Consider the following 16,700-nt stretch of genomic DNA (forward strand, 5'->3'; position numbering starts at 1 on the left):
TAATCCATATGAGCGAAGAAAGTAAACGAAGAGAGGCCCTTATATATCACGCGAAACCAACTCCTGGCAAAATAAAAGTTGTTCCAACTAAAAAATACGCAAGTCAAAGAGATTTGTCTTTGGCTTATTCTCCGGGTGTTGCCGCGCCTTGTTTAGAGATTGAAAAAGATAATGATTCAGTTTACAGATATACAGCTAAAGGGAATCTGGTCGCTGTAATTTCGAATGGTACGGCGGTTTTAGGCCTTGGAAATATAGGTCCTGAAGCATCAAAACCTGTGATGGAGGGTAAAGGTTTGCTGTTTAAGATTTTTGCAGATATTGATGTTTTTGATATTGAAGTGGATACTGAAAATGTAGATGCATTTATTGAAACTGTTAAAAACATTGCACCCACTTTTGGAGGTATAAACCTTGAAGATATTAAAGCGCCTGAAGCTTTTGAAATAGAAAGACGCCTCAAGGAAGAATTGGATATTCCCGTAATGCATGACGATCAGCACGGAACAGCAATTATTTCGGCAGCAGCTTTATTGAATGCTGTTGAGCTTGCTGAAAAGAAAATGGATGAAGTTAGAATTGTAATAAGTGGTGCTGGTGCCGCAGCTATTTCTTGTTCTAGATTATACCAAGCCTGCGGAGCCAAGCGTGAAAATATGGTCATGCTGGATAGTAAAGGCGTGATAAGGGATGATAGAGAAAACTTAACAAATGAAAAATCGGAGTTCGCTACGCACAGAAAAATAGATACTTTGGATGAAGCCATGAAGGAAGCAGATGTTTTTATTGGACTTTCTAAAGCAAATATTGTTTCTCCAGAAATGCTTTTGGCCATGGCAAAAAATCCAATAGTATTTGCAATGGCTAACCCAGATCCAGAAATTAAATATGACCTAGCGATTGCGACCCGAAAGGATATTATTATGGCTACGGGTAGAAGTGACCATCCTAATCAGGTTAATAATGTTTTAGGGTTCCCTTTTATCTTTAGAGGCGCATTAGATGTGAGAGCCACTATAATTAACGAGGAGATGAAAATGGCGGCGGTTAAATCTTTAGCAAAATTAGCGAAAGAACCGGTTCCAGAACAAGTAAATGTAGCATACGGTGAAACCCGACTTACTTTTGGTAAAGATTATATTATTCCAAAACCATTTGACCCTAGATTGATTGCCGAGGTGCCTCCAGCAGTTGCAAAAGCAGCTATGGAGAGTGGTGTTGCTAAAAAACCAATTAGCGATTGGGGTAAATATAAAGATGTGTTGTTAGAACGTTTAGGTTCTGATAATAAGTTGGTTAGACTGTTGTTTAATAGGGCTAAATTACAACCAAAACGTATCGTATTTGCCGAGGCAGATCAATTAGATGTTCTCAAAGCGGCCCAAATTGTATATGAAGAAGGTATTGCTATTCCAATTCTATTAGGGAGAAAAGAAACGATTGAGGCGCTGATGGCAGAGATAGAGTTTGAAGGAGACATAGATATTAGAGACCCTAAAACAGAAGATGAAAACGATTGTAAAAATCGTTATGCTGAAGTATACTGGCAACAACGAAAACGACGAGGTGTTACATTCTATTCTGCTCAAAAATTAATGCGTGAACGTAATTATTTTGCAGCAATGATGGTTAATGAAGGGGATGCAGATGGTTTAATTTCTGGTTATTCACGTAACTATCCGACCGTGTTAAAACCTATGTTAGAGCTTATTGGATTAGCCGATGGAGTAAGTAGAGCGGCCACCACTAATATTATGATGACTAAACGTGGTCCTATGTTTTTGAGTGATACGTCTATAAATGTAGATCCAGATGCTAAAACATTAGCAAAAATTGCTCAAATGACATCACAAGTCATAAAAATGTTTGGAATGAACCCTGTAATGGCGATGATATCCTATTCAAATTTTGGTTCTTCAGGTAATGAAAAAGCATCAAAAGTAAGAGACGCGGTTGCATATTTACATCGTCATTATCCCGATTTGATTGTTGATGGGGAATTACAAACTGATTTTGCCTTAAATGACGAGATGTTGCGAGAAAGATTTCCTTTTTCAAAACTAGTTGGTAAAAAGGTAAATGCACTAGTTTTTCCAAATTTAGATTCTGCCAATATTACGTATAAACTGCTTAAAGAATTGCATGAAGCAGATTCTATCGGGCCAATTATGTTGGGTATGAAAAAACCTGTTCATATTCTGCAGTTAGGGGCAAGTGTAGATGAGATTGTAAACATGACCGCAATTGCTGTAATTGATGCTCAGCACAAAGAAAAAATTGAATTAGAAAATGCTGAAAAGTAAGTAAATGGAATGCAAATAATTTTATTACATTTGGTCGGTTAACGAATAACAGTTCATGATAACGCACATTCAAGGAAAACTTATTGAAAAAAACCCAACCCATGTTGTTATTGATTGCAATGGAGTAGGATATATGCTTAACATTTCTTTGCATACGTTTTCCCAAATTCCTGATCACGAACAATTAAAATTATTCACGCATCTTCAGGTAAAAGAAGATTCTCATACGCTTTATGGATTTTCGTCAATAGCCGAGCGTGATATTTTTAGATTGTTAATATCGGTTAGTGGTATTGGTTCTAGCATCGCGCGCACTATGTTGTCGTCTTTAACACCAAAACAAGTTAGAGAAGGTATAGCATCAGGTGATGTAGCATTAATACAGTCAATAAAGGGCATTGGGGCAAAAACGGCTCAACGCGTTATTATTGATTTGAAAGATAAAATATTAAAAATTTATGATCTCGATGAGGTTTCGGTTTCTAAAGGCAATACCAATAAAGATGAAGCGTTATCTGCTTTAGAAGTCCTTGGTTTTGTTAAAAAACAAGCAGAGCGTGTGGTAGATAAAATTATAATAGCTCAACCAGATGCTGATGTAGAAACCATTATTAAGCAGGCTTTAAAAAATTTATAATATATTTTGAACTTAACTAACCTTAAAATTTATAAATCGATTAAACGTTTAGGTCTATTAGCATTTGTTTTATGTTACTCAATGGGAGTTTGGTCTCAACAAACACCTCAAGATTCGGTTAAAACAGGATATAACATAGGACGATTAAAAACACCAAATCCAAATAGTATAGAATCTAAATATACCTACGATCCTATTACAGATCGATATATTTACACAGAGCGAATAGGTGGGTTTAATATCAATTATCCGGTTATTTTATCCCCTAAGGAATATTACGCTTTGGTAGCTCAAGAGAACCAAAGAAACTATTACAAGGAAAAAATTGATGCTTTTGATGGAAAAAAGGAAGGAGCTGAAGATGCAAGGAAAAATTTATTACCTGAATTTTATGTACAGTCTGGTTTATTTGAATCAATTTTTGGAGGCAACACCATAGAAGTGATTCCGCAAGGATCTGTAGAGATGGATTTAGGTGTTTTGTATTCAAGGCAAGATAATCCGGCATTTTCTCCAAGAAATAGAAGTAATTTTACTTTTGATTTTGATCAACGCATCAGCCTAAGTTTACAAGGTAAAGTTGGAACAAGGCTTCAGATAAATGCAAATTACGACACACAATCTACTTTTGATTTTCAGAATCTTATTAAATTAGAGTATACACCTACTGAAGATGATATTATTCAGAAAATAGAGGTTGGTAATGTAAGCATGCCGCTTAATAGTTCATTAATTACTGGAGCGCAGAGTTTATTTGGTGTGAAGGCGCAACTTCAATTTGGCAAAACAACGGTTACTGGTGTATTCTCTGAGCAGAAATCGCAATCTAACACAGTTATAGCGCAAGGTGGTGGAACTGTAGAGGAATTTGATTTTTTTATTCGAGATTATGATGAGAATAGACACTTCTTTTTAGCGCAATACTTTAGAGATAATTATGATGAAGCTTTAAAGAATTATCCTTTTTTAAACAACAAGGGGCTACAAATTACAAGACTTGAAGTTTGGGTAACGAATAGGAGTAATAGAACCGAAAATGTTAGAAATATCGTAGCACTTCAAGATTTAGGAGAATCTGACAAAATAGGCTTACAAACGCCACCACCAAATTTTGTTAATGTTGGAGCAAATTCTCTTCCAGATAATGGTAATAATGATTTTGACCCTACTAATATTGGTGGGGCTGAGTCACAACTTACAGAAGCTATAAGAGATATAGCTACAGTTCAAGCTGGGATTTTAGTGCCTAATGTGAATGAAGGTTTTGATTATGGGAAAATGGAAAATGCGAGAAAACTTAATGTTGGTCAAGAATATAATTTAAACACAGAGTTAGGTTATATTTCGTTAAATCAGAGATTAAACAATGATGAGTTATTGGCTGTGGCATTTCAATATACTGTTGGAGGTAAAGTTTATCAAGTTGGTGAATTTGCAAATGATGGTGTTGAGGCAACAGATGTTGAAACTAATCCAGACGGTGATGTGATATCGGTTGTGAATTCAAATTTAATCCTGAAAATGCTAAAGAGTAGTGTTACTAATGTTGATTTGCCAGTATGGGACTTGATGATGAAAAATATTTACGATACTGGAGCTTATAATTTAAGTCAGGAAGATTTTAAACTTAACATATTTTATAATGAAGCATCACCCTTAAATTTTATAAAACCAGTAGGTGCTGATTTTGATGTAGATATTAATGGTAATCCTGTTGGCCCGAATACAGATGAAAAGGATTTAATTCAAAATGTACCATTATTGAGAGTATTCAATTTAGATAAATTGAATTATAACAATGACCCTCAAACTAGGGGAGATGGTTTTTTTGATTTTGTTCCAGGAATAACCGTAATACCTCAAAATGGAAAAATAGTATTTACCAGCGCAGAACCTTTTGGTGAATATCTATTTAATAAACTCGGTGGTGGTAATTATGATGATAATCTTTCTTATAATGATGATCAGGCAAAGTATGTTTATGATGTGCTATATAAGAGTACAAAAACTGCTGCTTTAGACGAATCAGAAAAAAATAAATTCAAGTTAAAAGGTCGTTATAAAGCTAGTGGAGGAGATGGAATTCCAATAGGTTCATTTAATGTGCCAAGAGGATCTGTTAGAGTTACAGCAGGAGGACGTGTATTAGTGGAAGGTATTGATTATACCGTAAATTATCAGTTAGGACGTGTTCAAATCCTTGATGAAGCTTTAAAGGCATCAAATACACCTATTGAAGTATCTACAGAAAACAACGCCGTATTTGGTCAACAAACCAGACGTTTTACGGGGTTAAATGTAGAGCATAAATTCAATGATAACTTTTTGTTAGGGGCTACTTTTTTAAATTTAAATGAAAGACCAGTTACTCAAAAAGCCAACTACGGAACAGAATCTATAAACAATTCTATTTTTGGATTTAATGGTAATTATGCAACCAAAGTGCCTTTTTTAACAAGATTAGTTAATAAATTACCTAATATTGATACCGATGTTGAGTCTAACTTATCAATACGGGGTGAGTTCGCCTATTTAGCTCCAGGAGCACCTAAAGGAACAGACTTAAATGGAGAGGCGACTTCATATATTGATGATTTTGAAGGCTCTCAAAATGGAATCGATTTAAAATCGCAACAATCTTGGTTTTTATCAAGTAGGCCTTTAGGTTTAAACGTACCTAGTAATCCGAATGAGGACGAAAATGGTATTCAGAATGGATATCAAAGAGGTATGCTAAACTGGTATTCTATTGATCCTATATTTTATAGTAGTCAGCGTCCAGATGATATTTCAGACGAAGATATTTCCGGTTTATACAATAGCCGTGTTTTTATTAACGAGTTGTTTCCAAATAGAGATTTAGTCCAAGGGCAAAATTCTGTGCTTTTTACTTTGGATTTGGCGTATTACCCAGATGAACGTGGACCATATAATTTTGATCCTGCAACCACTAGTGGCATAATTAGTAACCCTCAGGATAGTTGGGCAGGTATTACGAGGCAACTAACATCAACAGATTTTGAGCAACAGAATGTTGAATATATAGATTTTTGGTTACAAGATCCATTCCAAGAAGACCCCACTAATCCGGGAGGTAAGCTTGTTTTCAATCTTGGAAACATTTCAGAAGATATTATTAAAGATGGTAAAAAACTTTATGAAAATGGCTTACCTAAAGATGGTGATATTTCTTTACTGCAGCCAACGGCTTGGGGTTCGGTAACGCCTCAAAATCAATCTTTAGTTTATGCTTTTGATTCTACAGGAGAAGAACGTACGAATCAAGATGTGGGTTATGATGGTTATGATGATCAAGATGAAGCTAATGTTTTTGGAGCTGAGTTTGGTGAGGATCCGGCAAATGATAATTATACGTATTTCTTAAATACAGAAGGTGGCATTTTTGAACGTTATAGAAAGTATAATGGAGTTCAAGGTAATACGCCAGATTCCTTTTCAAATACAGATAGAGGGTCTAATACCCAGCCAGATGTTGAGGATTTGAATCGAGATAACACCATGAATACTATTGATAGTTATTTTGAATATGAATTGGATGTTAATAGACAAAATTTACCAACTAGCGTTGCTGATTTTGAAAATATGCCAGATAGTAATCCCTTAAAGCAATTTTTAAGAGATTATAAGGAGCGTCCTCGTGAAGTGCCTAATGGTGATCAGTTAAATGTGAGATGGTATCAGTTTCGTGTTCCAGTACAAGGAGATCACGCAAAGGCGATTGGAGGTATATCTGATTTAAGATCGGTTAGGTTTACAAGAATGTATTTAAAAGAATTTAGCGAACCTACTGTGTTCCGTTTTGGAACATTGGATTTGGTTAGAAGTGATTGGAGGCGTTTAACCGTACCCCTTGATAGTGAGGCGCCACCTTTTGATGATAATACGGAGTTTACAGTTGGGGTTATAGGAACTTTAGAAAATGAAGGTCAATATCAAAGCCCTCCTGGAATTGAACCAGAACAATTGTTTAACAATAATACGGTGGTGCGTCAAAATGAGCAGTCTTTGGTTGTGAAAGTCTGCGATATAGAGCCTAAAGATTCCAGAGGAGTTTTCAAAAATGTAAGCCTTGATATGCGTCAGTATAAACGCATGCGCATGTTTATGCATGTGGAGGATCAAGACCTTGTTTCTGGAAATCTTGATGATAAAGATTTAGTTGGTTTCGTGAGAATTGGAAATGATTTAACAGACAATTTTTATCAAATTGAATTGCCATTAAAGGTGTCTGAATCTACGACTAGAGAAGGACTGTGGCCTGTTGAAAATGAAATTAATTTGCCTATTGAAATTCTTGGAAAAATTAAGGCAGAAGGGATTTCAGACATGTCTCTAGGCAACGAGGCACCTACGTTTTATGATGTTATAAATGGTGAGGTAATTAAAGTTACCGATCCTTTCTCTGGATATGTACTGGGGCAGCATCGTGTGGCTATAAAGGGTAACCCTAATTATGGAGATGTGCGAACACTTATAATGGGTGTTAAAAATGCTTCGGGAAAAATACTTTGTACGGAAACATGGTTTAATGAACTGCGTTTATCCGAATTGGATAACGAAGGCGGTTGGGCTGCTGTAGTGAGCATGGATACTAATATTGCAGATTTTGCAAATATTAGTGCAACAGGAAGTCAGAGTACTTCAGGGTTTGGCTCTCTGGAGCAAGGACCAAGTCAACGGGCTTTAGAAGATGTTCAGCAATACAACGTAGTAACTAATGTAAATGTAGGTCAGCTTTTACCGAAAAAATGGGGTATCCAATTGCCATTTAATTACGGGCAAGGCGAAGAACTTATCACTCCAAAGTACGATCAGTTCTATAAAGATTTAACCTTAGATTCCAGAATAGAAGCTGCCGATTCTCAACAAGAAAAGGATGCTATTAAAGAACAGTCTGAAGATTATACAAAGCGACAAAGTATTAATTTTATTGGGGTTAGGAAAATACGAACTACCGATAAGAAACCGCGTTTTTATGATGTAGAGAATTTTACTTTAAATTACTCTTATAACAAGGTGGAACATCGAGATTTTGAAATTGAAAATTCCGAAGATAAAAGATTACGCTTAGGAGCTAATTATGCTCATAATTTTAATCCTGTTGAGGTCGAGCCATTTGCTAAAAATGATTCTATATTCATGAATAGGTATTGGAAAATATTAAAAGATTTCAATTTAAATTTAATGCCTGCTAGCTTCACGATAAACTCAAACCTGAATAGGCAGTTTAATAGGCAAAAGTTTAGAGAAGTTGATTTAACAGGAGATAATATAGCCATTGAAGAATTATTCAGAAGAAATTATACCTTCGATTTCGAATACGCAATAAATTATAATTTAACCAGGTCGTTACAATTAAATTTTACGGCGGCTAATAGTAATATTGTTAGAAATTATTTTGTTGATAATGATTTGATTGCAGGAGAACAAGATAATACTCTTGATATTTGGGATGGACTTATGGATTTTGGGGACCCGAATAGACAAACTCAAAACTTTGGGTTAACCTATCAAATTCCGCTTAATAAAATACCAACATTTAGCTTTATAGATGCGACATATCAATATACAGGTACATTTTTATGGCAAAAAGGATCTGATTTGTATGGAGATATTGAGTTGGATGGAAGGTCGTATGATTTGGGTCATACTGTACAGAACTCGAATGTTCATAATCTAAATACGTCTTTAGATATGAATCGTTTATATAGATATATAGGTTTAACAAAAAAACCTATCAGTAGAGCAAGAAGCAGGAGCACTGCAGGTGCTGCTGGTCCTCCAGGAGGAAATCCTGATGGGGAGGGTAAGTCAAAACCTAAGTCTAAAAGCCAAACAGGGACCAAAATTTTAAATACAGGGATTGATATTTTAACTTCTGTTAAACGAATTCAAGTTAATTATTCGGAAAATAATGGTACATTTTTACCAGGTTATCTACAAACTCCCGGTTTTGTAGGTACCTTAAAACCTTCTCTCGGTTTTACATTTGGAGGTCAGGCCGATGTGAGATATGAAGCGGCCAGACGTGGTTGGTTAACTGAATTTCCACAGTTTAATCAACAATATACGAGAACCAATACCAGACAGATAGATATGTCTGCTAGTTTACAACCTACGCGAGATTTGAAAATTGATATTGTGGCTAACAGAGGGTATTTAGAGAATTATTCTGAAAACTTTAGAGTTGATGGTTCAGGAGACGAGTTAGAATATATTCAGCTTACTCCAAATACCTTTGGTAATTTCAATATTTCTACCTTGCTAATTAAAACAGCATTCCAAAAAAGTGATGAGGTGAATTCTCAAGCTTTTGATGACTTTAGAACTAACAGGTTGACGATAGCGAATAGGTTAGCTAGAGATTTTTATGGTAATGATAGCTTTGAAAGGGACGAAGAGGGATATCCTAAAGGTTTTGGAAAAAACAACCAGAAAGTACTCTTACCCTCTTTTTTAGCAGCATATCAGGGTAAAAGTGCCGATAAAATTACAACCAGAGCGTTTAGAGATGTACCAATTCCTAACTGGGACTTGAAGTATACTGGTTTTATGAAGTTCGCTTGGTTTAAAAAGAATTTCAAACGTTTTTCTCTAACACATGGGTATCGTTCGGTTTATACTATTAATCAATTTACGACTAATTTAAATTTACAAGACGGAGAGAACCCAATTCCGGGAGTACCTTATAATAGTCAGCCCGAGGGTTCTAAAGACCAATCTGGAAATTATAAAAATGAGGTTTTATATAGTAATGTTAACTTGACTGAAATGTTTAGCCCGTTAATGAGGCTTGACTTTGAGATGAAAAACTCCGTAAGAATACTTACTGAAATTAAGAAAGATCGCTTGTTATCTCTAAGTTTAGATAATAATTTAGTAACCGAAGTAAAAGGTAATGAGTATATTATTGGACTTGGTTATAGAATTAAAGATTTAAGAATTCGTTCAAAATTAGCTGGACCTTCAAAACGAATTGTTAGTGATTTAAATATGAAGGCAGATATTTCGGTTAGAGACAATAAAACCATTATTAGGTATCTAGATTTGGATAATAACCAAATTACCTCTGGTCAAACTATTTGGGGGCTTAAATACACGGCAGATTACGCTTTTAGTAGAAATTTAACGGGTATTTTCTATTTTGATTATACGTTCTCAGATTATGCGATTTCAACGGCATTTCCTCAAACAACAATTAGGTCTGGTTTCACAATCAGGTATAATTTCGGGAATTAGTAAATAATCTATTTGAATTTATAAATTGAATAAATACATTTGTTGAATAAACATATTTAAATTAATTATAATGAATTTACCTTCAGAACTAAAATACACAAAAGACCACGAGTGGGTTAAGATGGACGGAGATGTTGCAACAGTTGGTATTACAGATTTTGCTCAGAGCGAATTAGGAGATATTGTTTATGTTGAGGTAGAAACACTTGATGAAACTTTAGAGGCTGATGAGGTTTTCGGAACGGTTGAAGCCGTAAAAACAGTATCAGATTTATTTTTGCCATTATCGGGTGAAATTATTGAGTTTAATGAAGCTTTGGAGGATGAACCAGAAAGTGTGAATACAGACCCTTATGGTGCCGGATGGATGATCAAAATTAAATGTTCTGATCTTTCTCAAGTTGAAGGCTTAATGTCTGATGCCGATTATAAAACCCTTATCGGTGCTTAAAAAAATAGCACTTGTTTTGGCAGTTGGGTATACAATTGCGCTTGCAACAGTAAGCTTGATAACCCTTAATAATCTGCCAGATACGGGTATTTCTTTTGCTGATAAGATATTTCATTTTTTAGCATATGCTCTGCTGACTATTTTTTGGTTTGCCGCGTTTTCAATAACATTTAATTGGAAAAAAAAACGAGCGATGTTAATTGCAGTTTGTTCTTCAATACTTTTTGGTATACTTATTGAAGTATTACAAGATACATTGACAGAATCTCGAGCTTTAGATATTTACGATATTTTAGCAAACAGTCTAGGAGCATTGTTAGCATCTATAATATTGTTTTTTAAAAAAAGTTTACACGTTAAAAACGTCTGAACACTTGTTTTTTTGATAAATAAATAGTTATTTTAGCAATCTTGATAAACGATTTAAATTATGGAACCTAAAAAAAATCCGAAAGCAAATGTTGGACGTAATAGTTCACTTTACTTTGCCATTGGTTTAGCGCTTATGCTTTTCCTTACAAATTATGCCATTAACTTTAAAACATACGATAAGTCGGATATCGATATAGGTATGGTAAGTATGGATGAAGAATTAGAAGAGGATATTCCATTAACAGAACAGATTCAAACGCCACCACCACCACCACCACCTCCTGCTGCGCCTGAGGTAATTGAGATTGTAGAAGATGAAGAAGAGGTTGAAGAAACGGTTATTGAGTCGACTGAGGTAGATCAAGAAACTGAAATCGTTGAAGTTGAAGAAATTGAGGTTGATGAAGTTGAGGAGGATATTGATGTGCCATTCTCTGTAATTGAAAATGTGCCAATCTTTCCAGGATGTGAAAAAGGTAACAACCAAGCAAAAAGAGACTGTATGTCTAAAAAGATATCTCAGTTTGTAAATAAAAAGTTTAATACGGAGTTGGCGAGTGATTTAGGTTTATCAGGAAGACAACGTATTAACGTTATTTTTAAAATCGATAAAACAGGTTCTATAACAGGCATTCGTGCTAGAGCACCTCACCCAGGTTTAGAAAAAGAAGCAGCTCGTGTTATTGGGTTATTGCCAAAAATGAAACCAGGTAAGCAACGTGGTAAGCCAGTAAACGTTCCGTATTCTTTACCAATTATTTTCCAAGTTCAAGATTAAATAATATGCTTTAAAGAATGCTTAGTTTATACTGAGTTCCAAAATATAAAATCCCGTTACAGCAATGTAACGGGATTTCTTTTTGGTATGCTTCTTGTGACTTTACCATAAATATTAACATTAAATCTATAATTATGAGTAATCAAAAGAAAACTCACGATCTCATTCGGCAAAATGAGAAAATCGTGAAAAAATCAAAGAAGCATGAGGCAAATTTACAAAAAAACTCAACCCTTTATTTTCAAATAGGCTTGGTTGTATGTTTATTGGCAGCATTCGGGCTTCTAGAAATGAAATTTGAAACAGATAATACATCTGTGGATCCTCCTCTTGATTTGGGTGAGCCTGAGTATGTTGATATCCCTTTTGTAAAGGAAGAGAAACCCGTAATAGAGGATGTTAAGCTAAAGAAAATGATTAAGAAAAGCACTGCGCTTGAAATTATAGACGATGACATACCTGAAAACCCTATTAAAAAGCGAACCTCTGAACCTACATTTGATGACACCCCTCCTTTGCATCCAGATGTTCTGCCAGATCTCCCTAGTGTTACCGATGAGGCTGATGTGCCAATTCATATTGTTGAAATTGTGCCTGTATATCCAGGGTGTGAAAAATCTAAAGATAATAAGGCTAGGAAAAAATGTATGTCTGAAAAGATTTCAAAACTCATTCAGAGAAAATTTGAAGGAGGAGATATTGCTGACACCTATGGTTTAATAGGCCGGCAAAAAATAGATGTACAGTTTAAGATTAATAAAGCAGGGCATGTTACCGATATTATTACAAGGTCTCCACACCCTAAGCTTGATGAAGAGGCTGTGCGAGTTATCAACTTTATTCCGCAAATGACTCCGGGTAGGCAGCGTGATAAAAATGTAGGTGTTATTTATAACTTACCTATTATATTTCAGGTACAATAAATTGAATGCACTGTATTATCAAAACGAAAAACCGTTTTCACTACATGTGAAACGGTTTTTTGCTAGCTTTTAATTTCTCGAGTATTTCGTTGTAAATAGCGTTTCAGAATCTTCTGTAAATTAAGGAATCTAAAAAAATATAGTATCTTTCGTCCCAAAATCAAATCGTCGCCACAAACATGAAGCAATTCATTGTATTTCTCCTACTTTTTACTCAATATTTTGGGTTTTCACAGAATAAATTTTTACCTGAAAAGCCTCCGGTTTTTGAAGATTGTAAGGGTGTTGCTATAGATTCTTTACAAGCATGTTTTGATAAAAATGTATTCGATTTTATTTATAATAATTTCCAAGTACCTCAAAAGGTATATGATGAAAATTATAAAGGAGAGGTTGTCGTGCTTTTTGAAGTAGATACTCTTGGACAATTTAGAGTTATTTATACCGATGCTATTTATCCTGAATTAAAAGATGAAGCTGTTCGTGTGTTTTCAGAATTACCGAAAGTACAACCCGCTAGTTATAATACTAGAAAAACATTTAAACAGTATTCAATCCCTATAAAAATTCCATTAGAGAATCAATCTGCGGTTACTCAAGATCTAGCTCAAGTTAATAAAAAAACAGAATTAGAAGAGCAAGCTACTCGAGAATTTGATAGTGTTATTGCTCAAAGAAAGGTATATGACAATGCAGAATATACTAGCCAATTGAATATTCCATTTGTTCATAATGAATATGCTAAATTTGACAGGTCAATGAATCTAGTTGGCACTAATAGTCATACAGGTTCTAAGCCATTTATGTATTCTGAAGTAGTTCAATACTACGATTTCTCAGCTGAAAAGGATGTGTTAAAAAAAGAAAAAAAATCTTGGGGTGGACGAAAATTGTGGAACGAACATTTAGTGCAATACCAAGCAAAAGATTATTGGTTTACTATTGACCCTCTATTTGATTTGCAAGGTGGTAAAGATGCAGATGCCGATTTTAGTACCACTTATAATAATACAAGGGGAATTATGATTCAAGGTGGTTTAGGGAAAAAATTCAGTTTTTATACCGCCTTTTTTGAAAGCCAAGGGCGATTTGCAGATTACGTGAATAGATATGCTGAGAGTTTAAAGGCTTTTGGTTCTGATCCAGCCATTATTCCTGGACGGGGAATTGCTAAACGGTTTGGAGAAGACGCTTATGATTACCCAGTAGCCGAAGCTTATCTCTCATATACGCCGTCAAAATATTTTAACTTTCAATTTGGGCAAGGAAAATCCTTTATTGGAGATGGTTATCGATCTTTAGTTTTGAGTGATATAGCTAGTCCTCATCCGTTTTTTAAGATAAATACGAACTTTTGGAAGATGAAATATACCAATACTTGGATGTGGTTAAAAGATGTAAGACCTGAGGTTGAGCAGGATAAAGCTTTCCTAACGAAATATATTGCTAATCATTATTTAAGTTGGAACGTGTCAAAAAGGGTAAATATTGGTCTGTTTGAATCTGTAATTTGGGAAAATTCGAATAATAGAGGTTTTGATATTAGTTATTTGAATCCCATAATCTTTTACCGAGCTATTGAATTTCAAAATGGATCAGGAGCAGGAAATGCTATTTTAGGGTTAACAGGAAAGTATAAATGGAATGACAACGTTTACTTTTATGGTCAATTTGTTTTAGATGAATTCTCGACTGCGGATATTTCAGGAGGAGAAAAAAGCTGGAAAAATAAATATGCATACCAGTTAGGTGCTAAGTATTATAATGCTTTTAAAGTAGACAATTTGATGCTTCAATTGGAATATAATAGAATACGACCATATACTTATTCACATAATACGATTGTCTTGAATTATGCGCATTCCAATGAATCTAAAGCACATTCTTGGGGAGGTAATTTTCATGAAACTATTTTAATAGGACAGTATTATTATAAACGATGGTTTGCAAATGCAAAGCTTATATATGGGGTCAAAGGTTTCGATTTTAATGATGGTACTGATAATTTTAGTTATGGTGGAGATATCTATAGAGACTATAATGATAGACCTTTTGACACGGGTGTTGAAGTGGGACAAGGTTTAAAGACAACGATTTTTAATGGGAACTTACAGGCTGGTTATTTAGTTAACCCAGCGTCAAATATGAAAATTTTTGCTGATTTTACTTATAGGGATTTTAACCCAGAAGCGAATACCGCTGCAACGTTTAAAAACAGTACCACTTGGATTAGTTTCGGAATAAGAAATGATCTCTTTAATTGGTATTTTGATTTTTAAATAGAGTATTGCCCTGACTTTTTTTAGCCTTAAACCTATTGCTAAAATGCTTTTATAGAGTATCTTTGCACTCGCAATCAAAAAGCCGTTAGGGTATTTTTAACCTTGAGTAATTCAAAGTCTTCATTAGCAGTACCTTCAGTGATTTCAGATTTTAAAGAAATCACTAAAATGCGTTTGTCCTTAAGTGTGGTGTTTTCATCACTTGCGGGTTACCTGTTAGGTGTTGAAGTTATTGATATTAAGGTTTTGGTATTATTGGCTCTGGGTGGTTATTTCATGGTAGGAGCTTCAAATGCGTTCAATCAAATTATTGAGAGAGATTTAGATGCTTTAATGGACAGGACAAAAAATCGCCCTATTCCATCAGGACGTATGTCTGTCAATACAGCATTTATAATTGCAACTATTTTTACACTTTCTGGGATTGTTATTTTATATACCATCAACAAGCAAACGGCTATGTTTGGTGCTATTTCAATTTTCTTATATACCTGTGTGTATACGCCTTTAAAAACAAAAACACCATTGGCGGTTTTTGTTGGAGCTATTCCAGGAGCTATTCCGTTTATGTTGGGTTGGGTTGCGGCAACAGATGATTTTGGTATTGAACCAGGAACCTTGTTTGCGTTACAATTCTTTTGGCAGTTTCCTCATTTTTGGGCTATTGGTTGGTTTTTATTCGACGATTATAAAAAAGGAGGCTTTTTTATGTTGCCAACGGGCAAACAAGATAAGGGAACGGCGGTACAAACTATAATGTATACTATTTGGACTGTAATTGTATCAGTTATTCCAGTATTTGGATTTACCGGAAAGTTACAGTTGTCAATAATTGCGGCCATTATTGTTTTTTGTTTAGGATTAGGGATGTTGCACTATGCGGTAAGGCTTTTTAGAGAAATGACTACAAAAGCAGCTAGACAACTCATGTTAATTAGTGTATTATATATTACATTGGTGCAAATTGTTTACGTTATAGATAAATTTATACAATAATCATGGATTTAACTCAAGGAACCGCGGAAGAAAAGAATAGTAGAGCAAAAAAGATGATGCTTTGGTTTGGTATTATTTCTTTAGTGATGTCCTTTGCAGGATGGACTAGTGCTTTTGTAGTGAGTAGTTCAAGACCAGATTGGTTAAAAGATTTTCAGCTGCCAAATGCTTTTATAATGAGTACAGTTGTTATAATTATAAGTAGTATAACATTCTTACTAGCTAAAAGAGCGTTAAAGGCAAGACGTAGTAAAGCAACTATGTTATGGTTGATTTTAACTTTTGCTCTTGGCCTTGTGTTTGTATATAATCAGTTTTTAGGTTTTCAACAAATCATTGATTTAGGATATAATTTTACAGGCCCTACCAGTAATGTAACTATGTCGTACATATATCTAATTGCTATTGTACATATTTTGCACGTTGTTGTTGGTTTGATTTGTCTTTTAGTAGTAATTTATAATCATTTTAAACAGAAGTATACCTCCAACAATATGCTTGGCTTTGAATTGGCAGCTACGTTTTGGCATTTTATTGATATACTTTGGGTTTACCTCTTCTTGTTTCTTTATTTTGTTCGATAATATACCTTTATTGGTATTGAAAATATATGAGTATTTACCCGTAAACTATAGTAAAACTGACATTTATCATAGGTTAAAATTTACAGGTGTATATTTCGTCAGATAAATAAAATG

10 protein-coding genes are annotated in these 16,700 nt (G+C 34.6%); all 10 read left to right on the forward strand.

What is annotated here, in order from left to right; translation table 11 throughout:
* Window positions 1-8 precede the first annotated feature (8 nt).
* Entirely contained in the window at window positions 9-2,303 is a 2,295-nt protein-coding gene (locus tag Q0857_RS04765) for an NADP-dependent malic enzyme (RefSeq protein ID WP_298532719.1), read from the forward strand.
* A 55-nt stretch (window positions 2,304-2,358) separates the two neighbouring features.
* Complete coding sequence (gene ruvA / locus Q0857_RS04770) at window positions 2,359-2,940, forward strand: Holliday junction branch migration protein RuvA (RefSeq protein ID WP_298532721.1); 582 nt, start codon at window positions 2,359-2,361, stop codon at window positions 2,938-2,940.
* 6 nt (window positions 2,941-2,946) lie between these two features.
* On the forward strand, window positions 2,947-10,200 hold the full coding sequence (gene sprA, locus Q0857_RS04775; RefSeq protein WP_298532723.1) for a cell surface protein SprA: 7,254 nt from the start codon (window positions 2,947-2,949) through the stop codon (window positions 10,198-10,200).
* 70 nt (window positions 10,201-10,270) lie between these two features.
* A complete protein-coding gene (gene gcvH / locus Q0857_RS04780; RefSeq protein ID WP_298532725.1) occupies window positions 10,271-10,651 on the forward strand; it encodes a glycine cleavage system protein GcvH in 381 nt (126 codons plus the stop codon).
* Window positions 10,644-11,021, forward strand: coding sequence for a VanZ family protein (locus tag Q0857_RS04785; protein ID WP_298532727.1), 378 nt, complete (start codon window positions 10,644-10,646; stop codon window positions 11,019-11,021). Before gcvH ends, Q0857_RS04785 begins: the two co-directional genes overlap by 8 nt.
* 60 nt (window positions 11,022-11,081) lie before the next feature.
* Window positions 11,082-11,801, forward strand: a complete 720-nt coding sequence (locus Q0857_RS04790) for an energy transducer TonB (protein ID WP_298532729.1) — start codon at window positions 11,082-11,084, stop codon at window positions 11,799-11,801.
* Window positions 11,802-11,935: 134 nt separating this feature from the next.
* A complete protein-coding gene (locus Q0857_RS04795; protein WP_298532731.1) occupies window positions 11,936-12,724 on the forward strand; it encodes an energy transducer TonB in 789 nt (262 codons plus the stop codon).
* Between the two features lie 179 nt (window positions 12,725-12,903).
* Window positions 12,904-15,003, forward strand: coding sequence for a gliding motility protein RemB (locus Q0857_RS04800; RefSeq protein WP_298532733.1), 2,100 nt, complete (start codon window positions 12,904-12,906; stop codon window positions 15,001-15,003).
* A gap of 105 nt (window positions 15,004-15,108) precedes the next feature.
* Window positions 15,109-16,002, forward strand: a complete 894-nt coding sequence (cyoE, locus tag Q0857_RS04805; protein WP_298532735.1) for a heme o synthase — start codon at window positions 15,109-15,111, stop codon at window positions 16,000-16,002.
* A 2-nt stretch (window positions 16,003-16,004) separates the two neighbouring features.
* Complete coding sequence (locus tag Q0857_RS04810; protein ID WP_298532737.1) at window positions 16,005-16,586, forward strand: heme-copper oxidase subunit III; 582 nt, start codon at window positions 16,005-16,007, stop codon at window positions 16,584-16,586.
* Window positions 16,587-16,700 lie beyond the last annotated feature (114 nt).

The sequence above is a fragment of the uncultured Algibacter sp. genome (assembly GCF_947495925.1).
GTDB lineage: Bacteria > Bacteroidota > Bacteroidia > Flavobacteriales > Flavobacteriaceae > Algibacter_E.